Source organism: Streptomyces herbicida (genome assembly GCF_032656585.1).
GTDB lineage: Bacteria > Actinomycetota > Actinomycetes > Streptomycetales > Streptomycetaceae > Streptomyces > Streptomyces herbicida.
The window spans coordinates 527261-547591 of the sequence record NZ_JAUYWJ010000004.1 but is presented as its reverse complement, the minus strand read 5'-3'; the positions used below and the strand labels follow the sequence as shown (position 1 = coordinate 547591).

Sequence of the window (20331 nt, the reverse complement as noted above, 5' to 3'; positions counted from 1 at the left end):
GGGGTGGTCATAGAGTGACCTACATCACGTTCGGTCGCTGATATCCCTCTCCCACGCCCGCACGGTCTGGAGGGCACATGACCCACATCAAGGTGAACGTGGACGGCACGACGTACGAGGACGACGTGGAACCCCGTCTGCTCCTGGCCCACTACCTGCGCGACCGCCTCGGTCTGACGGGCACCCCGATCGGTTGCGACACCTCGAACTGCGGGGCGTGCACGGTCGCTCTGGACGGGGCGAGCGTCAAGAGCTGCTCGGTGCTGGCCGTACAGGCGGACGGGAGTGAGGTGACCACCGTCCAGGGGCTGGCCGAGAACGGCGAGTGGACGGAGCTTCAGCGCGCGTTCCACGAGCGCCACGGCCTGCAGTGCGGCTACTGCACCCCGGGGATGATCATGGCCGCACGCGATCTGCTGAACGAGAACCCGCACCCCACCCCGCACGAGGTGCGGCAAGCCCTGGAGGGCAACCTCTGCCGCTGCACCGGCTACCAGAACATCGTCCGGGCGGTGCTCGCCGCCTCCGGGGAACAGCTGGCCGAGGAGGTGACGGCATGACCGATCAGGCCGTCGAAGGCGAGGTCGGACGCGCCCGGCTGCGCAAGGAGGACGCCCGGCTGATCACCGGCCAGACCAACTGGACCGACAACATCCAGGTCACCGGACTGCTGTACCTGGCCATCCTGCGCAGCCCGATGGCTCACGCCCGCATCGCGCGGGTCGACGTCTCCCCCGCTCTGGAACGTCCCGGTGTCGTCGCGGCGTTCAGCGGCGCCGACCTCGCCGAAGGGCTGGGTTCGCTGCCGTGCGCCTGGCCGGTGACCGAGGACATCGTGCTGCCCGACCACCCGCCGATCGCCGTCGACGAGGTGCGCTACGCCGGCGACCCGGTGGCGGTCGTGGTGGCCCGCGACCGGTACGCGGCCGCCGACGCGCTCGAGGCGATCGAGGTCGACTACGACCCGCTGCCCCCGGTGCTCGACCTTGAGGCCGCGCTGGCCGAGGGCTCTCCCCTGGTCCACGCCGACAAGGGCACCAACCGCAGCTACCTCTGGCCGCTCGCCACCGGCGAGAGCTTCGAGTCGGTCCGGCAGCGCGCCGAGGTCACCCTGAAGCGCCGCTACCACCAGCAGCGGCTCATCCCCAACGCGATGGAGCCGCGCGCGGTGGTCGTCACCCCGCTCGCCGCCTCCGGCGAGTACACCGTCTACTCGGCCACGCAGATCCCGCACATCCTGCGGATCATGCTGGCGATGGTCACCGGCGTCCCCGAGCACAAGCTCCGTGTGATCGCCCCGGACGTGGGCGGCGGCTTCGGCTCCAAACTCCAGGTGTACGGCGAGGAGGCCATCGCCCTCGCGGTCGCCCGGCGGCTGGGCCGGCCGGTGAAGTGGACCGAGTCCCGCTCCGAGGGCTATCTCGCCACCCACCACGGCCGCGGCATGATCCAGGACATCGAGGTCGCCGCGACCCGTGACGGCAAGCTCCTCGGCCTGAAAGTGGACCTGATCGCCGACATGGGCGCGTATCTGATGCTCGTCACGCCGGGCATCCCGATCCTCGGCGCCTTCATGTACCCGGCGATCTACAAGATGGACGCCTACGAGTTCAACTGCACCGGCGTCTTCACCACCCGCACCCCCACCGACGCCTACCGCGGCGCCGGGCGCCCGGAGGCGACGTTCGCCATCGAGCGGATCATGGACGAGCTGGCGGCCGAACTCGGCCTGGACCCGGTGGAGCTGCGGCGCCGGAACTGGATCCGGCACGAGGAGTTCCCGTACACCTCGATCGCCGGGCTGACCTACGACAGCGGCAACTACGAGGCGGCCACCGAGAAGGCGCTCGCCCTGTTCGGGTACGAGGACCTGCGCGCCGAGCAGCAGAAGCGCAACGAGCGCGGCGACCCCGTACGCCTCGGCATCGGCGTGTCGACGTACACCGAGATGTGCGGCCTGGCACCGAGCCGGGTGCTGCGCGACCTCAGGTACGCGGCCGGCGGCTGGGAGGCCGCGAGCATCCGCATGCTGCCCACCGGCAAGGTCGAGGTCGTCACCGGAACCAGCCCGCACGGTCAGGGGCACGTCACCTGCTGGAGCCAGATCGCCGCCGATGTCCTGGGCGTGCCGTTCGAGGACGTCGAGGTGGTGCACGGCGACACCAAGGCGGCTCCACAGGGCATGGACACCTATGGCTCACGGTCGCTGGCCGTCGGCGGTGAGGCCGTGCACCGGGCGGCGACGAAGGTGGTGGAGAAGGCGCGGAAGGTCGCGGCGCACCTGCTGGAGGCGAGCGAGCAGGACCTGGAGTTCGCCAACGGCGTGTTCTCGGTGAAGGGCTCTCCAGAGGCGCGCAAGACCATCCAGGAGATCGCCTTCGAGACGTTCACCTCGCACGACCTGCCCGACGGCGTCGAGCCGTCCATCAACGCCGAGACGCTGGTCGACCCGGAGAACTTCTCCTACCCGCACGGCACGCACCTCTGCGCGGTCGAGGTCGACACAGAGACCGGCAAGACGACGATCCGGTCGTACGTCTGCGTCGACGACGTCGGCCGGGTCGTCAACCCGATGATCGTCGAGGGCCAGGTGCACGGCGGGCTCGCCCAGGGCATCGCGCAGGCGCTGTTCGAGGAGGCCGTGTACGACGACGACGGCAATCTCGTCTCCGGCACCATGGCCGACTACCTGGTGCCGTCGGCGGCGGACCTGCCGGACTTCGTCACCGACCGGACGGAGACTCCGGCGGTCGGGAACTCCATGGGTGTCAAGGGCGTCGGAGAGGCCGGGACGATCGCGTCGACGCCCGCCGTCGTCAACGCCGTGGTGGACGCGCTCCGGCCGCTGGGTGTGCGCGACGTGCGGATGCCGTGCTCGCCCCACCGGGTGTGGCAGGCCATTCGGGCGGCGCGCTCCGGCGCGGCCGAGGAGGCCGGGGGGACGGGTCCCGCACAGTCCGGGCAGTCGGGGCAGGCGGCTCAGTCCGGTGACATCGGTCAGTACGGCGAGCCTGCGGCAGGGCGCCGACAGCCGGCTCAGCCGGGGACGGAGGGTTCGGCATGATTCCCCCCGCGTTCGACTACACGCGTCCGAGCAGCGTGGACGAGGCGGTGCGCGCGCTCGCCGACGCGGGCGAGGCGGCGAAGGTACTGGCCGGCGGGCAGAGTCTGCTGCCGCTGCTACGGTTGCGGCTGGCCTTCCCGGACCTCGTCGTGGACGTCGGCCGGATCCCGGAGCTACGCGGGGTCCGCGAGGACGGCGACAACCTGGTCATCGGAGCCATGACCACGCATCACGAGGTGGTCCACGACCCGCTGGTGCGCCGGCACGCCGGTCTGCTGGCGGAGGCGACGGCCACGGTGGCCGATCCGGCCGTCCGGCACCGGGGCACCCTCGGTGGCTCGCTCGCACACGCCGACCCGGCCGGGGACCTGCCCGCAGTGGCCCTGGCCCTGGATGCCGAGCTGGTCGCCGTCGGCCCCGGCGGACGGCGCACGATTCCGGCGCGGGAGTTCTTCGTGGACTACCTGCAGTCGGCGCTGGCACCCGACGAACTGCTGGTGGAGGTGCGGATCCCGAAGAGGGACGGCTGGTGCTTCCACTACGAGAAGTTCCACCCGGTCGCCCAGTCCTGGGCCATCGTCGGTGTCGCGGCGCTGGTGCGGCGCGACGACCGGCACATCGCCGAGGCGCGCGTCGCACTGACCAACATGGGCTCCACCCCGCTGCGGGCCACGGCGGCCGAAGAGGCGCTCTCCGGCACCGACGGTCCCGAGGCCGTTGCGCGGGCCGCCGAGTCGGCGGCCGAGGGCACCCAGCCGTCGCAGGACCTGGCGGCGTCGCCCGAATACCGGGCGCACCTCGCGCGGGTGCTGACCAAGCGGGCGGTGCTGACCGCCACCGGAATGGGGTGAGCGCCGATCACCCGGATGGACGACCCGGAACAGGTGCGGGCCCGGCTGGAGGAGACGGGATACCTCCTGGACGACGGTCTGGCCATCGCCTGCTTCCTGGCGGTGAGGCTGCACCGGCCGCTTTTCTGCGAGGGCGACGCGGGCGTGGGCAAGACCGCGCTCGCGTCCGCGCTCGCCGATGCGCTCGATGCGCCGCTGATCCGGTTGCAGTGCCACGAGGGCATCGACGCCTCGCAGGCCCTGTACGACTGGGACTTCCCGCGTCAGCTGCTGCATCTGCGGGCCGCCGAGGCGGCCGGGGTGAAGGATGCGGAACGGCTGGAGAGCGAGCTTTACGACCGGCGCTTCCTGATCGCCCGTCCGCTGCTGCGGGCGCTGCAGACACAGCCCTCGGTGCTGCTGGTCGACGAGATCGACCGGGCCGACGACGAGTTCGAGGCGTTCCTGCTGGAGCTGCTGTCGGAGTTCTCGGTGACGATTCCGGAGCTCGGCACCCTGCGCGCCGAGGTGCCGCCGGTCGTCGTCCTGACCTCGAACCGCACCCGCGAGGTGCACGACGCACTGAAGCGCCGGTGTCTGTACCACTGGTTCGACCATCCCGGGTTCGCCCGTGAACTCGCCATCGTGCGGAGCCGGTTGCCCGAGGTGTCGGCACGTCTCGCGGAGCAGGTCACCGGCCTGGTGCAGGCGCTGCGGGCGGCGGACCTGGTCAAGCCGCCGGGGGTGGCCGAGACGATCGACTGGGCGCAGGCCCTGGACGCGCTGGGGGCGAGCGAGGTGGACGCCGAGCTGGCCGTGGCGACGCTGGGGTCGGTGCTCAAGTACCGGGAGGACGCCGAGCGGGCGCGGGGGCTCGATCTCGCGGCGGTGCTCGCTTCGAAGGGAGCGTGAGGGGTGTGCCGGCCGCGGATGCCGTCCTGCTGGGTTTCGCCCGTGCCCTGCGCGCGGCGGGCATCGACGCGAGCGCCGACCGGCTGCAGGCGTTCCTGCGGGCCCTGGACACACTGGGGCCCGGGATGCGGGCGGATGTGTACTGGGCGGGCCGGCTGACGCTGTGCGGCGGACGGGACGACCTGGAGCGCTACGACCGGGTGTTCGCCGCGTACTTCGGGCCGGGCGGCGAGCCCGCGCCCCGGCCGGTGCGGGCCGCTCCCCCGCCCCGGCTGCGCCCCCTCCTGCGGGATGCTCCGGCCGGCTCCCGTGCCCCCGGCGACGGCAGGCCCCAGGGTCCGCCCACCGCCACGCTGGCCAGTTCCGCCGAGGTGCTCCGGCACCGTGACGTCGCCGGGCTGGACGCCGCCGAACGTGCTCAGCTCGACCGGCTGCTGGCCGCGTTCGCGCTGCGCGCGCAGACACGGCGCACCGCGCGACGGCGGCCGGCCCGGCGCGGGAACGTCGATCCGCGCCGGACGGTCCGGGAGCTGCTGCGGCGCGGCGGTGAGCCGGCCCGGCTGCGGCGGCACGCGCGGGTCGAGCGGCCCCGCCGGGTCGTACTGCTGGTGGACGTGAGCGGCTCCATGGCGCCGTACGCCGACGCACTGCTGCGATTCGCGCACGCCGCGGCCCGAGGGGGTCGCACGGAGGTGTTCACGATCGGCACCCGGCTGACCCGGGTGACCCGCGAGCTCTCGCACCGGGACCCGGACCTGGCGATGGCGGCGGTCGCGGCCGCGGTGCCCGACTGGCGCGGCGGCACGCGACTGGGCGAGCTGCTGCGCGAGTTCCTGAACCGCTGGGGGCAGCGGGGCATGGCGCGCGGGGCGGTGGTGGTGCTGCTGTCGGACGGGTGGGAGCGTGGCGATCCGGAGCTCCTCGGCACGCAGATGCGACGCTTGCACGGGCTGGCGCACCGGGTGATCTGGGCCAATCCGCGCAAGGCACGTCCCGGCTATGCGCCCCTGGCCGCCGGGATGGCGGCGGCGCTGCCGAGTGTGGACGCCTTCGTCGAGGGGCACAGTCTGGCGGCGCTGGAGCGGCTTGCGGCGGTGGTGCGCGGGGCGGAGGCGGCCTCCGTCGCGGTGGCCTATGTGGAGCTGGCCCGAGCGGAGATGGCCTCGGAACGGGTGTGACCCGAACGGGTGTGAGAGGAGCGGATCGTGCGTGAGATTCTGCCGGCGCTGAACCGCTGGTACGCGGCGCGGACCCCGTTCGGTCTGGCCACGGTCGTCGCGGTCAGCCGCAGCGCGCCGCGCGGCCCCGGTGCCGCCATGGCGGTGGGGCCGGACGACGAGGTCGTGGGCAGCGTGTCCGGGGGCTGTGTGGAGGGGGCGGTGTACGAGCTCGCGCAGGAGGTGGTGGCGAGCGGGGAGGCGCGCCTGGAGACCTTTGGGTACAGCGACGAGGACGCCTTCGCGGTCGGCCTCACCTGCGGCGGCGAGATCACCCTGCTGGTGCGGCCCGTCACGCCCGAGTCCGACCCCGGTTTCGGCGCGGTCGCCGCCTCGGTCGCCGCGGGCGAGCCGGTGACGGTGGCGATGGTGGTCGACGGGCCCGCGCCTCGCGGGGCCACGCTGGCCGTCTGGCCCGACACGGTGACCGGCACGCTCGGCGCGACCGGTCTGGACGTCGCGGTCACCGCCGACGCGCGCGGCGAACTCGCCCTGGGCGCCACGGGTCTGCGCCACTACGGCGCGCACGGCGAACGGCGCGAGGACGACGTCACCGTGTTCCTCCACTCCTTCGCGCCGCCCCCGCGGATGCTGGTCTTCGGGGCCATCGACTATGCGGCCGCGGTGGCCCGCATCGGTGACTTCCTCGGCTACCGGGTCACCGTGTGCGACGCCCGCCCGGTCTTCGCGACGCCCAAGCGGTTCCCGCAGGGCGTGGAGGTCGTCGTCGACTGGCCGCACCGCTATCTGAGCGGCACGGAGACCGACGAGCGGACGGTGATCTGCGTCCTGACCCACGATCCGAAGTTCGATGTGCCGCTGCTGGAGGAGGCGCTGCGCCGGCCGGCCGCCTACATCGGGGCGATGGGCAGCCGGCGTACCCACGACGAACGCCACGAGCGGCTGGTCGACGCCGGCCTCACGGAGGCCGAACTGGCCCGGCTGCGCTCGCCGGTCGGCCTCGACCTCGGCGCCCGTACGCCCGAGGAGGTCGCGGTGTCCGTCGCCGCCGAGATCGTCGCGCTGCGCTGGGGCGGCACCGGTGCGCCGCTGACCCTGACCGCGGGGGCGATCCACCCCGCCGGATCGGTCTGATCACGAGGAGCCCGAACGCGAGGAGGAAGTCATGGAACTGCAGCACGAGTTCACCGTCCCCGTCCCGGTCCCGGACGCCTGGCGGGCGCTCCTCGACATCGAGCGCGTCGCGCCGTGCATGCCCGGGGCGACCGTGGAGGACTACGACGGCAAGACCGTGACCGGGTCGGTGAAGGTCAAGGTCGGGCCGATCACGGTGACGTACAAGGGAACCGCCGTCTTCGAGGAACAGGACGAGTCCGCCCACCGCATCGTCCTCATCGCCAGCGGGCGGGAGACGCGTGGCCAGGGGACGGCCCGGGCCACGGTGACCGGCACGCTCAGTGAACAGGACGGCGGAACCGCCGTGTCGGTCCGCACCGATCTGACGGTGACCGGACGCCCGGCCCAGTTCGGACGCGGGGTGATGGCCGAGGTGGGCGACCGGGTGGTGGGCCAGTTCGCGGCCTGTCTGTCGGAACGCCTGGCCGAACCGGCCACACCCTCCCACGCCGCCACGGCCACCACCACCGCCGAGCCCCTGCCCGAGACCGAGCCACTGGACCTGCTCCGCACGGCCGGCGTCCCGGTGGCGAAACGGGCCGGCATCGCCGCGGGGTTCGCCGCGGCGGTGGCGCTGTTGGTGGCGGGGATCCTGGCGCGCGTACGACGCCGCAAGCGGCGCTGACCCCCGTCGCGGAGACGGGTTCAGACATCGCCCCGGACGAGGGCGTGCAGATGCTGGTCGTGCCAGCCGTCCGCGTGCAGGAGTGCTCCGCGCATGGTGCCTTCCAGAACGTAGCCCGCCTTCGCGGCCACCCGGCAGGACGCCGGGTTGGCGACGGAGTGGCACAGCCGTAGCCGGTGCAGGCCGAGTTCGTCCAGCGCCCAGCGGCTGAGCCGCCGTGTCGCCTCGACGACGATGCCACCGCCGCGGGCCTCGGGCAGGACCCAGTAGACGATCTCGGCGCTGCCGCCCGCGAGATCGATGTCATTCCAGCCGATGAGCCCCGTCGCCACCGCGCCCGGCCGGGCGACGGCCCAGACGGCACCCGTCTCCGCCCGCCAGCGCTCATGCATGCGCTCGATCCGGCGGCAGGCCTCGGCGCGGCTCTCCACGGTGAAGAGGTTCCACCTGCGGATCGAGGGGTCCTGCCCGGCGCTCATCAGCGCGTCGGCGTCGTCGGGGCGCCACGGCCGCAGCTCCAGGCCGCTGGGCAGCGCCAGGACGGGCTGGCTGTCACGGGCCATGCGACCTGCGGGGACGACCGGCGGGATGCCTGAGCTGGAGATCATCGCGGCATCCTGCCACAGCGGTCCTACCGCTGCGGCAGACGGTGCAGCGTCACCTCCGTCAGCGCTCCGTCGGCGACGGTCGCCGTCAGATAGGTGCGGTGGGGCTGGCGGCGGCGGTCGGTCGGCGAGCCGGGGTTCAGCAGGCGCAGTCCGGAGGGGGCGGTGGTGTCCCAGGGGATGTGGCTGTGCCCGAAGACCAGTACGTCGAGGTCGGGGAAGCGGGCGGCGCTGCGGGCCTCACGGCCCTGGGCGGGGCCGGTCTCGTGGACGACGCCGAAACGCAGGCCGCCGAGCTCGGCGTACGCCACCTCGGGGAGCCGGGCGCGCAGCTCCGGGCCGTCGTTGTTGCCGTACACCCCGATCAGCCGGCGGCTGTGGCTCTCCAGCAGATCCAGGGTGGCCGTGTCGACCCAGTCACCGGCATGAAACACCACGTCGGCGTGCGGGAGTTCGGCGAGCAGTTGCTCCGGCAGTCGCTTGGCACGTGCGGGGACATGGGTGTCGGACATGAGCAGCAGGCGCACATGGTCAGGCTAGGGCAGGCCGGGGTGCGTGGTGGGGCAGGCCGGGCGGGTGGCTCGGCAGGTCGGGGGTGGGCGGCTCGGCAGGTCGCGGTGCGGGGCTCGGCAGGTCGGACGCGGGGCTCGGCAGGTCGGACTGAACAGGTGAACTGAGCAGCCTGGGCTGGACAGGCCGGACTGGACAGTTTGGCCTGACGGTTTTAGGGGGGCTGCATGGACCACATCTCCGACTCCGCCGCTCACGCCGCACGCGACCTGCGCGTGGTCTTCAGCCGGCTGCGGCGCCGCATACGGGAGATCGCCGGGGGCGAGGCCGAGGGCGTCCTCACCCCGTCCCAGGAGCGCTCACCCTGGTCGGCAAGCACGGCGCCGCCACGGCCAGCGCGCTGGCGTCCGCGGAGGGGGTGCGACCGCAGTCGATGGCCGCCACGCTCGCCGCCCTCGACCAGCACGGTCTGATCCGCCGCGCCCCCGACCCCGACGACGGCCGCCGGCAGCTGGTCACCCTGAACGAGGCCGGCCGGGCCCGCGTCGAGGGCAACCGGCAGGCGCGCGAGGAGTGGCTGGCCCGCGCCTTCCAGGACCGCTTGACCGAGGAGGAGCGGCAGACGGTCCTCGATGCGCTGAAGCTGATGGAACGGCTGTCCCAGCAGTGATACCGAGGACAGACGGACTCGCCGCACGGGGCACGCGCCCCGCCCCCAGCGGGTTCGACCGCCGACTGATCGTGCCGATGGTCCTGGGGTCCGTGCTCAACCCGGTCAACTCCTCGATGATCGCCGTGGCCCTGGTGCCGATCGGGACCGCCTTCGGTGCACCGCCGGCCGAGACGGTGTGGCTGGTCTCGGCGCTCTACCTGGCCACGGCCGTGGGCCAGCCGGTGATCGGGCGGCTCGTAGACATGTACGGGCCGCGCCGGCTCTATCTCGTCGGTACGTCCCTGGTCGGCGTGGCCGGGCTGATGGGCGCGCTCGCGCCCTCCCTGGGCATGCTGATCGCGGCGCGCGTACTACTCGGGTTCGGGACCTCGGCCGCGTACCCGGCGGCCATGCGTCTGACGCGCGGCGAGGCCGAACGCACCGGCCGGGACAGCCCGGCGGCTGTGCTGACCGTCCTGGCCGTCGCCAGGCAGACGGTGGCCGTGGTCGGTCCCGTCCTCGGCGGCCTGCTCATCGGCGTCGGCGGCTGGCGCACCGTCTTCACCGTCAACGTGCCCCTCTCGGCGGCCTGCCTCGTGCTGGGGACGCTGCGGCTGCCCAGGGCCGAGAAGGAAGCGCGGGCCGACGGGCGGAGCAAGGGACCGAGGGCCGACGGGCGAAGCATGGATCTGCCCGGCATGGCCCTGTTCGCGGTCGTGCTGGTGTCGCTGATGCTGTTCCTGATGGGCCCGCGGCCGGACCGCTGGTACCTGCCGGTGCTGTCCGCCGCCGCGGCCGCCGCCTTCGCGGTCCGGGAGCTGCGGGTGCCGGACCCGTTCGTCGACCTGCGGGTGCTCGGCGGCAACGTCCCGCTGCTGGCCACATATCTGCGCCAGCTCCTCGCTTACACCACCGCCTACTCCTTCATGTACGGCTACACCCAGTGGCTGGAGGAGGGCCGCGGCCTGAGCGCCTCCACGGCGGGGCTCGCGCTGCTGCCGCTGATGGTCGCCGCGCTGACGGTGTCCTCGCTCACCGGGCGCCGCGAGGCGGTGCGCACCAAGCTGGTCGTCGGGGCCCTCGTGCAGATGACCGGCTGCGCCGCGCTGCTTCTGGTCGACGCCGGCAGCCCGGTCTGGATGCTGCTCGCCGTCGGGGCCGTGCTGGGCGTGCCGCAGGGGCTCATCGGCCTCGCCGCCCAGAACGCCCTGTACCGGCAGGCCGACCCCGCGCGCATCGCCTCCGCCGCCGGGCTGCTGCGCACCTTCATGTACCTCGGCGCGCTGGGCGCCTCCGCCGCGACCGCGGCGTTCTTCCCGCACCGCGCCGACACGCCCGGGCTGCACGCCCTGGCACTTTTCATGTTCGCCGGTTCGGCACTGCTGCTGGCGACCACCCTCCGCGACCGTTCACTCGGCGACCTCACCCCCCGAAAGGCCTGATCGACCCATGTCGCTCACCACCCTCGACCCGCGTACCGCCCTCGTCGCCATCGACCTGCAGAACGGCATCGTGGGCATGCCGACCCAGCCGTACGCCGCCTCCGACGTGGTGGCCCGCACGGCCGAACTGGCCAACGCCTTCCGGGCCCGGAACCTCACCGTGGTCCTGGTCCGGGTGTCCTTCGCCCCGGACTGGGCCGACGCCGTCCCCGGCCGCACCGAGCGCGGTCCCGGCGGCCTCGCCTTCCCCGAGGGCTGGGACACCGTCGTGGACGAACTCTCCGGCCACCCCGGCGACATTCCTGTCACCAAGCGCAACTGGAACGCCTTCCACGGCACCGACCTCGACGTCCAGCTGCGCCGCCGCGGCATCACCCAGATCGTCCTGACCGGCATCGCCACCAGCATCGGTGTCGAGTCCACCGCCCGCGCCGCGTACGAGCACGGCTACCACGTCACCCTCGCCACGGACGCCATGTCCGACCGCGACCCGGAGGCCCACCGGAGCAGCGTCGAGCGCATCTTCCCGCGGCTGGGCGAGTCGGGTACGACCGCCGACATCCTCGACCTCCTGGCCAAGACCCACGACGGACAGTGACGAACCCCGGCCCCTGTGTGCCGGACGGGTTTTTCCGCCTGCGCAAGGGGCCGGGTTAGCATTCGGCCACGCGCACGTGCCGCCTGGGCAACGGGTGGCAAACCAAGGGGGATTGGAAGCCGGATGCCGGTCAAGGTCAGCGTCATCGTCCCCGTGTACAACCCAGGGCCCTACATCGAGGACTGCATCTCCTCGATGCTGCGGCAGTCGCTGCCTCCCGATGAGTTCGAAGTGATCTTCGTCGACGACGGCTCCACCGACCAGACCCCGGCCAAGCTGGACGTGCTCGCCGCCGAGCACTCGCACGTCCGCGTCATCCACCAGGAGAACTCCGGCTGGTCGGGCCAGCCGCGGAACGTGGGGATCGCCGCGTCCGAGGGCGAGTTCGTGATGTTCGTCGACAACGACGACTACCTCGGCGACGAGGCTATCGAACGTATGTACGAGTACGGGGTGGAGAACAAGGCCGATGTGATCGTCGGCAAGATGGCCGGGAAGGGCCGCCCGGTGCCGGTGGAACTGTTCCGCCGCAACCATCCGCACGCCACCGTCGAGAACGCGCCGCTGATCGACAGCCTCACCCCGCACAAGATGGTCCGGCGGGCCTTCCTGGACCGCATCGGCCTGCGTTTCCCCGAGGGCCGGCGGCGCCTGGAGGACCACGTCTTCATCACGGAGGCGTATCTGCGCGCCGACAACGTCTCGGTGCTCTCCGACTACGTCTGCTACTACCACGTCAAACGGGACGACGCCTCGAACGCGGGCTTCCAGCGCTTCGAGCCGGTCGGCTACTTCAAGAACCTCCGTGAGGCGCTCGACGTCGTCGAGCGGTACACCGAGCCGGGCCCGCTGCGCGACCGTCTGTTGCGCCGCTGGCTGCGCGTCGAGATGGTGGAGCGGATGAGCGGCCGCCGATTGCTGGCGATGCCCGACGACTACCGGCGTGAGCTGTTCCACGAGATGCACGGCGTCGTCCTGGAGCGTTTCGGCCCCGGCGTCGCGCCCGGACTGCGGCCCGGGCAGCGGATCGTGGCGTCGCTGATCAGGGACGACCGTTACGACGACCTCGTCGCCTACGCCCAGTGGGAGACCGGGGTCGGGCCCAAGGCCGGCCCCACCGGAGTCGAATGGCAGGACGGGACCCTGCGTGTCACCTTCACCGCCGAGTACAGGTCCGGCGGACAGCCGCTGACCTTCCCGGCCGACGGGCCCGGCACTCCGGCCACGGACACCGCGCCGCGGGACGTCGAGGAGGCGGCGGCCTGGCTGGGTGCGGACGCCGTCGACGGCTTCGAGAAGGCCACCGTCGACCTCATCCTGCGCGACCGGGCCACCTCCGCCTCGTTCTTCCAGCCGGTGGAGGTCGCCCGCGAGCGGGTCCCGGCCGACGACGGGCGGGTCCGGCTGGTGCTGCGCGGCACGGCGAGCGTGGACCCCGGCACCGCGTCGGGCGGCGCCCCGCTGCACGCCGGCCTCTGGGACACATACGTCCGTGTCGGCCTCGGCGGCTGGACGAAGGAGTGCCGCCTCGGTCCGGCCCCGCAGCAGGGCCGTCCCACGCCGCCCGCCGGTGTGGTCGCGGGCCGTGTGGTACTGCCGTACTGGACGAAGCAGTACAACAACCTCTCGCTGGACGTCGACCGCGCGAGCAAGGCCCTCGGTCTGGGCCGGCTCACCCCCGAGGACGCGGCGGTCTCCGCCGACCGCCGGCTCAGCCTCGCGCTGCCCCTGCACGTCCCCGACCGCACCGATGTCCTGGTGCGGCTGACCGATCCGACGACGGGCCGGTCCCTGCGGCAGGCGGGGACGCTCACCCCGGCGGACGGGGCCGGCTCGCTGCTGGAGGCGCCGGTGCCGGTGCGCGAGCTGAAGGGGGCATCGTGGCGGACGGAGGTGTGCCTGCTTCCGGAGGCAGAGGCACCTCGCTTCCATACGCTGCCGCTCGCCGTGCAGGTGACCCGCGCCGGCGGTGTCCGCGTGGCCGGACCCGCGGCGCCCGGCCTGCTGCTGCGGCTGGCGCGCAAGGCGCGACGCGTCACGGGCGCGGTCCTGGGTAGGAAGGCGTAGCAGAAAATGACACGGAGGACGTGACGGCGTGCGACCACTGGACATTGCGGGCGCCTGGGTGCTGGAACCCAAGGTGTTCCCGGACAACCGGGGAAGCTTCCACGAGTGGTTCCGGGGGGAGGAGTTCCGCGAGGCCACCGGGTACGACCTGGACCTGGCCCAGGCCAACTGCTCGGTGTCCCGGCGGGGCGTCCTGCGCGGGGTGCACTTCGCGGACGTGCCGCCCGGTCAGGCCAAGTACCTCACGTGCGTGCGCGGAGCCGTGCTCGACGTGGTGGTCGACATCCGCGTCGGGTCGCCCACGTACGGCGCGTGGGAGGCCGTACGGCTGGACGACGAGACGCACCACGCCATCTTCCTCGCGGAGGGGCTCGGGCACGCCTTCATGGCACTGACCGACGACGCCACGGTGGTCTACCTCTGCTCCACGGGGTACGCGCCCGGACGCGAGCACGGGGTGCACCCGCTCGACCCCGACCTCGGCATCGCCTGGCCGAAGGGCATCGAGCCGGTGCTCTCCGAGAAGGACGCCGCCGCGCCCACACTGGCCGAGGCGGAGCGGTCCGGTCTGCTTCCCGCATATGCGGACTGCTCCGCCTACTACGAGCGGCTGCGCGGCGGCGGAGAGGGCTGACAAGGCCCTCGGAAACCGTTCAGCGACGGGCGCCGAACTGTTCCAGCGCGCGGCGCAGGGGCTCCCAGCCGCGGGACCGCTTGGTCCCGCGGTTGCGGGCCGCGACCAGCGGCTTCCAGAAGCCGGCACCGATCAGCGTCTCCGGCTTCACGGCCGTGGTCCGCTCCAGGACCGACTCGGGCACCTTCTGCGGGTCGGGGACCTCGAACTCCGCCATGATCTCGTCGTACTTGTCCTTGAGCACGGTGTTGGACGGGTCGGCACCGAAGACCAGCAGCTGGCCGGTGGGCTCGGTGTCGGCCAGGACCGTCACAAGGTCGGGGCGGTAGCGGTGCAGGATCTCGATGAGCTTGTAGACGTCACCGGTCCAGGCGTTGGTGTGCCGGTCCCGGGCCGCCTCGTCCACATTGCGCGGCAGCATGTCGTCGAAGACGATCACGCTGGCCCAGTCCGAGTGCTTCTCGATGTTGATGAAGTCGCGCAGCGCGAACTCGAACAGGTGCATGCCGTCGATGAACGACAGGTCCAGGGTGGTTTGCCGCCAGTACCCGAACGGGCTGCGGTTGCGGGCCAGGTTGCGCAGCGGGTGGCGGCCGCCCCTGAGGTGCGCGAGCGGGTTCTCCCGGGCGAAGAAGTCGTCGCTGGTCGCCTTCGCCAGGTGCACGTCGCAGCGGATCTCCGAGACCACCTTGAACGCGGGATCGATCGCGATGCTGGGCACCCGGGACAGCGTCAGGCTGCGGCCGTCGTTGACGCCGATCTCCAGGTAGTTGCGGTTCGCGGTGACCTTGTGGAGTTCCCGCAGGAACTCGTGCCGTTTCACTGAGACATCTCCTTGCGGATGTGGGGCAGTGCTTCGTGCAGGGCGGACCGCCAGTCCCGTGGCGGTTCCAGGCCGATCTCCCGCCACCGGGCGTGCCCGAGGGCGCTGTAGGCCGGGCGGGGCGCGGGGCGAGGGAAGGCGGCGCTGCTGGTGGGCCGTACCCGTGCCGGGTCGGCACCGACGAGCAGGAACACCTCCCGGGCCAGTTCGTGCCAGCTGGCCTCGCCGGAACTGGTGGCGTGGAAGATACCGTGTGGGCCCTCGTCCCGGGAGAGCCCGGTACCGAGGTCCGCGATCCGGGCGGCGACGTCCGCGCTCCAGGTGGGCTGGCCGCGCTGGTCGTCGACGACGTCCAGGGCGTCCCGGCGGGCCTCCAGTTCGAGCATGGTGCGCACGAAATTGCGGCCGTGGGCGCCGTACAGCCAGGCCGTGCGCACGACGGCGGCCGCACCGGGGAGTTCCTCCAGGACCGCGCGCTCGCCGGCCAGTTTGGTGCGGCCGTAGGCGGTGCGCGGGGCGGGCGGGTGGTCCTCCGGGTACGGGGTGCTGCGAGCCTCGCCGTCGAAGACGTAGTCGGTGGAGACATGGACCAGGCGGGCGCCCCGCTCGGCACAGGCCCGGGCGAGCAGCCGGGCGCCGTCGCCGTTGATCCGCAGCGCCCGCTCCTCGTCGGCCTCGGCGTCGTCGACGGCCGTGTACGCGGCGCAGTTGACGACGACGTCGGGGCGGTGCTCGTCGAACGCCCGCCGTACGGCGTCGGGTTCGGTGATGTCCAGTGCGGCGCGGTCCGGACCCGTCACCTGCGCACCGCGCCGGAGCAGTTCCGCGACCGTGTCGCGGCCGAGCATGCCGGCCGCGCCGGTGACCAGCCATCTCATCGGGACTCCCGCTGCTTCAGCGGCTCCCACCAGGCCCGGTTGTCCCGGTACCAGGCGACCGTCTCGGCCAGCCCGGTGGCGAAGTCGTGGCGCGGACGGTAGCCCAGCTCGTCGCGGGCCTTGCTCCAGTCGACGGAGTAGCGCAGGTCGTGACCCTTGCGGTCGGTGACGTACTCGACCCGGTCCCAGTCCGCCCCGCAGGCCTGCAGGAGCAGACCGGTGAGCTCCTTGTTGCTCAGTTCGGTGCCGCCGCCGATGTTGTAGACCTCGCCGGGGCGGCCCTTCGTGCGGACCAGTTCCACGCCCTGGCAGTGGTCCTCGACGTGCAGCCAGTCGCGGACGTTGCGCCCGTCGCCGTACAGCGGGACCTTCGCGCCGTCGAGCAGGTTGGTCACGAACAGCGGGATGACCTTCTCGGGGAACTGGTGCGGTCCGTAGTTGTTGGAGCAGCGGGTGACGCGGACGTCCAGGCCGTGGGTGCGGTGGTGGGCGAGGGCGAGCAGGTCGGAGGAGGCCTTGGAGGCGGAGTAAGGGGAGTTGGGGGCCAGTGGGTGGGTCTCGGGCCAGGAGCCTGACTCGATGGAGCCGTAGACCTCGTCGGTGGAGATGTGCACGAACGGGCCGACGCCGTGGCGCAGCGCCGCGTCCAGCAGCGTCTGGGTGCCCAGCACATTGGTGAGGACGAACTCGCCCGCCCCGTCGATCGACCGGTCGACATGCGACTCGGCGGCGAAGTGCACGACCTGGTCGGCCTCGGCCATGAGCTTGTCGACCAGATCGGCATCACATATGTCGCCCTCGACGAACTCCAGGCGGGGATGGCCGGCGGGAAGGTTGGTGAGCGTGCCGGCGTAGGTGAGTTTGTCCAGCACGGTGATGCGCGGCGCATCCGGGGCATCCTCGGCGAGGAGCGTACGGACGTACGTGGAACCGATGAACCCGGCGGCGCCGGTGACGAGGAGATTCATGAACGGATCTGCACCTTGCTGTGGTCTCCGAGGACGAGGCGGTGGGCACTGGGCACGCCGGCTGCCGGGGTCACCTCCGCATGCCGGCCGATCAGCGAGGACTCGATCCTGCCCACTCCGTCGATGGAGGAGTCCCGCAGCACGATGGAGAACTCCAGCTCGCTGTCCGTGATCCGGCAGTTCTCGGCGATGGAGGTGAAGGGGCCGATGTACGAGTCGCTGACCAGGGTCCCGGAGCCGATGACGACGGGGCCGACGATGCGCGAGTTCGTGACCCGTGCCCCTTCCTCGACGACCACCCGGCCCACGGTCTCGGACCGCTCGTCCACCTCGCCGTCGATCCGCCGCTGCATCCCTTCCAGGACGGTGCGGTTGACCTCCAGCATGTCGCCGACGTTGCCGGTGTCCTTCCAGTAGCCCCGGATGACCGTGGAGCGTACGTCGGCGGTGGTGTCGATGAGGTGCTGGATGGCGTGGGTGATCTCCAGCTCGCCCCGCCAGGACGGCCCGATGGCGCGGACCGCGTCGTGGATCAGCGGGGTGAAGAGGTAGACGCCGACCAGCGCGAGGTCGCTCTTCGGATGCTCCGGCTTCTCCTCCAGGCCGATCACCTGCCCCGACGCATCGAGTTCGGCGACGCCGAAGGAGCGCGGGTCGGGGACATGGGTGAGCAGGATCTGGGCGTCGGGGCGGCTGGCGCGGAACTCGTCGACGAGGGTGCTGATGCCGCCGACGATGAAGTTGTCCCCGAGGTACATCACGAAGTCGTCGTCCCCGAGGAAGTCCCGTGCGATCAGCACCGCGTGGGCGAGGCCCAGGGGCCTCTCCTGGGGTATGTAGGTGACCTCCAGGCCGAACTTCGAACCGTCGCCGACCGCCTCCTCTATCTCGGCGGCGGTGTCGCCGACGATCATCCCGACCTCGGTGATCCCGGCCGCGGCTATGGACTCCAGGCCGTAGAAGAGGACGGGCTTGTTGGCCACCGGCACGAGCTGTTTCGCCGACGTGTGCGTGATCGGACGCAGCCGGGTACCGGCGCCGCCGGAGAGGACCAGAGCCTTCATCTGCCACACCCTATCGGTGATCGTCAGGATCGGACCTTTGTTTGCTTTGCTGGGTTGTTACGACAGTACGTCCCGCTGTCCTGCGAGCGGCTTACGGGTGCGCGGCCCGGTGACCAGGGCGTGGCGCGGGCAGGTCGCCGGGGCGCCGGAGTAGCGTCCCCGGCGATGACGGAACTATCGGAAATTTCGGAAAAGTACGAGATCGCCGAGCGGTATGCCACCACCGCGCCGCCGCCCGGCCGGGCCCTTCTGCGCTGGGCCTCGACGACCGACCACAAGGTGATCGGCCGCCTCTACATGGTCACGGCGTTCTGCTTCTTCCTTCTCGCCGGGCTGCTGGCCCTGGGCATGCGTGCCGAACTCGCCCGCCCCGGGCTGCAGTTCCTGAGCGAGCAGGGCTACGACCAGTTCTTCACGATCCACGGCACGATCATGATGCTGCTGTTCGCCACCCCGATGTTCGCCGGGTTCGCGAACGCCGTGATGCCGTTGCAGATCGGTTCCCCCGATGTGGCCTTCCCACGCCTGAACGCGCTGTCGTACTGGATGTACCTGTTCGGCGGGCTGATGGTGGTCTCGGGCTTCGTGGTGCCCGGCGGCGCGGCCGCGTTCGGCTGGTTCGCCTACGCCCCGCTCAACAGCGCCTTCTACTCCCCCGGCGCGGGCGGCGACCTGTGGGTGATGGGGCTCGTGGTGACCGGTGTGTCGACGACGCTGGGTGCCGTCAACTTCATCAGCACGATCCTGTGTCTGCGCGCGCCCGGCATGACCATGTTCCGGATGCCGATGTTCACGTGGAACGTGCTGTTCACGTCGATCCTGGTGCTGCCCGCGTTCCCGGTGCTCACCGCGACGCTGCTGGTCCTGGAGTCGGACCGGAAGTTCGGCTCGGTCGTCTTCAACTCGGCGAACGGCGGCGCGCTGCTGTGGCAGCATCTGTTCTGGTTCTTCGGGCACCCCGAGGTCTACATCGTGGCGCTGCCGTTCTTCGGCATCATCTCCGAGATCATCCCGGTGTTCTCCCGCAAGCCGCAGTTCGGGTATCTGCCGATGATCGGCGCGACGATCGCGATCACCATGCTGTCCGCGGTGGTGTGGGCGCACCACATGTTCGCGACCGGTGCGGTGCTGCTGCCGTTCTTCTCGATCATGTCGTTCCTGATCGCGGTGCCCACCGGGATCAAGTTCTTCGCCTGGATCGGGACGATGTGGCACGGGTCGATCTCGTTCGAGACGCCGATGCTGTGGTCGCTCGGCTTTCTGGTGTCGTTCCTGCTGGGCGGACTCAGCGGGGTGCTGATCGCCTCGCCGCCGCTCGACTTCCATCTGACCGACTCGTACTTCATCGTGGCGCACCTGCACTACGTGCTGTTCGGCACGGTGGTGTTCGCGATGTTCGCCGGCTTCTACTTCTGGTGGCCCAAGTTCACCGGCAAGATGCTCGACGAACGGCTCGGCAAGCTGCACTTCTGGCTGCTGTTCCCGGGGTTCCAGCTCACGTTCCTCGTCCAGCACTGGCTCGGCGAGGCCGGCATGCCGCGCCGCTACGCCGACTATCTGCCCCAGGACGGCTTCACCCTGCTCAACACCCTGTCCTCCGCGGGCGCGTTCCTGCTCGGCATCTCCACGCTCCCTTTTCTGTACAACGTCTGGCGCACCGCGCACCGGGCGCCGATGGTCACCGAGAACGACCCCTGGGGCTACGGCCGGGCCCTGGAGTGGGCGACATCCTGTCCGCCGCCCCGGCACAACTTCGTTGCGCTGCCCCGGGTGCGGTCGGAATCGCCCGCCTTCGACCTGCACCACCCCGAGGCCGCCAAGCAGGCGGTGGAGGAGGGAACGCGATGAAGGTCGAGGCGTTGCTGTTCGGCGGTGTCGCGCTGTTCTTCGTGGCAGTCGCCGCGCTCTACGGCGCGTGGTCGCACGATCCGGCGGGCACGGCGGCGTTGATCGTGGCCGGCGGCATGGCCGCGGTCATCGCGTTCTTCTGCGCGGTGCAGTACGTGCGCAAGGGCCGACGCCCCCAGGACCGCACCGACGCCGAAGTGGCCGACGGCGCGGGGCCCCTGGAGTTCTTCCCGGCCGAGAGCGTCTGGCCGCTGGTCACCGCGTTCGGCTTCGCGCTCGCGGCGACCGGGGTGGTGTTCGGGCTGTGGCTGTTCCTCATCGGCTTCGGCGTGCTGGCGCGCGGTGTCCTCGGGATGGTCTTCCAGTACGTGAACCACTGATCGGCCGCCTGGGCGCACCCCGGCAGAAGTCACCCACCGGACGAAGGCCACGCTCGAAGCCACCCGCCAAGGCTTGC

19 protein-coding genes and 1 pseudogene are annotated in these 20331 nt (G+C 71.6%); 14 read left to right on the top strand and 6 right to left on the bottom strand.

Features of this window, described 5'->3' with window-relative positions; genetic code table 11:
* The first annotated feature begins 77 nt into the window (after positions 1 to 77).
* The 7 genes from Q8A52_RS12215 to Q8A52_RS12185 are packed head-to-tail and all read left to right on the top strand — an operon-like array spanning position 78 to position 7785.
* Positions 78 to 560: a (2Fe-2S)-binding protein gene (locus Q8A52_RS12215; protein ID WP_316750984.1), complete on the top strand. Its 483-nt coding sequence runs from the start codon at positions 78 to 80 to the stop codon at positions 558 to 560.
* Positions 557 to 3064, top strand: a complete 2508-nt coding sequence (locus tag Q8A52_RS12210; RefSeq protein WP_316750982.1) for a xanthine dehydrogenase family protein molybdopterin-binding subunit — start codon at positions 557 to 559, stop codon at positions 3062 to 3064. The genes Q8A52_RS12215 and Q8A52_RS12210 overlap by 4 nt, the downstream gene beginning before the upstream one ends.
* The gene (locus Q8A52_RS12205) at positions 3061 to 3915 is read left to right on the top strand and encodes an FAD binding domain-containing protein (RefSeq protein ID WP_316750980.1); all 855 of its coding nucleotides are present in this window, start codon (positions 3061 to 3063) and stop codon (positions 3913 to 3915) included. Before Q8A52_RS12210 ends, Q8A52_RS12205 begins: the two co-directional genes overlap by 4 nt.
* Positions 3916 to 3930: 15 nt before the next feature.
* Positions 3931 to 4806: an AAA family ATPase gene (locus Q8A52_RS12200; protein WP_316750978.1), complete on the top strand. Its 876-nt coding sequence runs from the start codon at positions 3931 to 3933 to the stop codon at positions 4804 to 4806.
* A gap of 5 nt (positions 4807 to 4811) precedes the next feature.
* A complete protein-coding gene (locus Q8A52_RS12195; RefSeq protein WP_408649187.1) occupies positions 4812 to 5984 on the top strand; it encodes a vWA domain-containing protein in 1173 nt (390 codons plus the stop codon).
* A gap of 27 nt (positions 5985 to 6011) precedes the next feature.
* Positions 6012 to 7118 (top strand): XdhC family protein, encoded by a 1107-nt coding sequence (locus Q8A52_RS12190; protein ID WP_316750974.1) that lies wholly within the window; start codon positions 6012 to 6014, stop codon positions 7116 to 7118.
* Positions 7119 to 7149: 31 nt separating this feature from the next.
* Positions 7150 to 7785 carry an SRPBCC family protein gene (locus Q8A52_RS12185; RefSeq protein WP_316750972.1) on the top strand — a complete coding sequence of 212 codons (636 nt, stop codon included), beginning with the start codon at positions 7150 to 7152 and terminating at the stop codon, positions 7783 to 7785.
* A 20-nt stretch (positions 7786 to 7805) separates the two neighbouring features.
* Here the strand turns inward: Q8A52_RS12185 and Q8A52_RS12180 are convergent, their stop codons facing one another.
* A complete protein-coding gene (locus Q8A52_RS12180) occupies positions 7806 to 8393 on the bottom strand; it encodes a GNAT family N-acetyltransferase (RefSeq protein WP_316750970.1) in 588 nt (195 codons plus the stop codon).
* 23 nt (positions 8394 to 8416) lie between these two features.
* Positions 8417 to 8917: a metallophosphoesterase family protein gene (locus tag Q8A52_RS12175; protein WP_316750968.1), complete on the bottom strand. Its 501-nt coding sequence runs from the start codon at positions 8915 to 8917 to the stop codon at positions 8417 to 8419.
* A 210-nt stretch (positions 8918 to 9127) separates the two neighbouring features.
* On the opposite strand from Q8A52_RS12175, the pseudogene Q8A52_RS12170 reads away from it, so the two are divergent.
* The 5 genes and pseudogenes from Q8A52_RS12170 (at position 9128) to rfbC (ending at position 14293) form a co-directional block, all read left to right on the top strand.
* Positions 9128 to 9570 (top strand): annotated as a pseudogene (locus Q8A52_RS12170) (MarR family winged helix-turn-helix transcriptional regulator).
* Positions 9567 to 10994 (top strand): MFS transporter, encoded by a 1428-nt coding sequence (locus Q8A52_RS12165; protein WP_316750966.1) that lies wholly within the window; start codon positions 9567 to 9569, stop codon positions 10992 to 10994. Before Q8A52_RS12170 ends, Q8A52_RS12165 begins: the two are co-directional and overlap by 4 nt.
* Before the next feature lie 7 nt (positions 10995 to 11001).
* Positions 11002 to 11592, top strand: a complete 591-nt coding sequence (locus tag Q8A52_RS12160) for a hydrolase (protein WP_316750964.1) — start codon at positions 11002 to 11004, stop codon at positions 11590 to 11592.
* A 123-nt stretch (positions 11593 to 11715) separates the two neighbouring features.
* Positions 11716 to 13659: a glycosyltransferase family 2 protein gene (locus Q8A52_RS12155; RefSeq protein ID WP_316750962.1), complete on the top strand. Its 1944-nt coding sequence runs from the start codon at positions 11716 to 11718 to the stop codon at positions 13657 to 13659.
* Between the two features lie 28 nt (positions 13660 to 13687).
* Positions 13688 to 14293, top strand: coding sequence for a dTDP-4-dehydrorhamnose 3,5-epimerase (gene rfbC, locus Q8A52_RS12150; protein ID WP_316750960.1), 606 nt, complete (start codon positions 13688 to 13690; stop codon positions 14291 to 14293).
* Positions 14294 to 14312: 19 nt separating this feature from the next.
* Here the strand turns inward: rfbC and Q8A52_RS12145 are convergent, their stop codons facing one another.
* The 4 genes from Q8A52_RS12145 to Q8A52_RS12130 are packed head-to-tail and all read right to left on the bottom strand — an operon-like array spanning position 14313 to position 18026.
* Positions 14313 to 15116: a class I SAM-dependent methyltransferase gene (locus Q8A52_RS12145; protein ID WP_316750958.1), complete on the bottom strand. Its 804-nt coding sequence runs from the start codon at positions 15114 to 15116 to the stop codon at positions 14313 to 14315.
* Positions 15113 to 15994: a dTDP-4-dehydrorhamnose reductase gene (rfbD, locus tag Q8A52_RS12140; protein ID WP_316750956.1), complete on the bottom strand. Its 882-nt coding sequence runs from the start codon at positions 15992 to 15994 to the stop codon at positions 15113 to 15115. Before rfbD ends, Q8A52_RS12145 begins: the two co-directional genes overlap by 4 nt.
* Positions 15991 to 16962: a dTDP-glucose 4,6-dehydratase gene (rfbB, locus tag Q8A52_RS12135; protein WP_316750954.1), complete on the bottom strand. Its 972-nt coding sequence runs from the start codon at positions 16960 to 16962 to the stop codon at positions 15991 to 15993. Before rfbB ends, rfbD begins: the two co-directional genes overlap by 4 nt.
* A complete protein-coding gene (locus Q8A52_RS12130) occupies positions 16959 to 18026 on the bottom strand; it encodes a glucose-1-phosphate thymidylyltransferase (protein ID WP_316750952.1) in 1068 nt (355 codons plus the stop codon). Before Q8A52_RS12130 ends, rfbB begins: the two co-directional genes overlap by 4 nt.
* Positions 18027 to 18191: 165 nt before the next feature.
* Between Q8A52_RS12130 and ctaD the strand changes: the two genes are divergently transcribed.
* Both ctaD and ctaF read left to right on the top strand, forming a co-directional pair.
* Entirely contained in the window at positions 18192 to 19874 is a 1683-nt protein-coding gene (ctaD, locus tag Q8A52_RS12125) for an aa3-type cytochrome oxidase subunit I (protein WP_316750950.1), read from the top strand.
* Entirely contained in the window at positions 19871 to 20254 is a 384-nt protein-coding gene (ctaF, locus tag Q8A52_RS12120) for an aa3-type cytochrome oxidase subunit IV (protein ID WP_316750948.1), read from the top strand. The genes ctaD and ctaF overlap by 4 nt, the downstream gene beginning before the upstream one ends.
* The last annotated feature ends 77 nt before the right edge of the window (positions 20255 to 20331 follow it).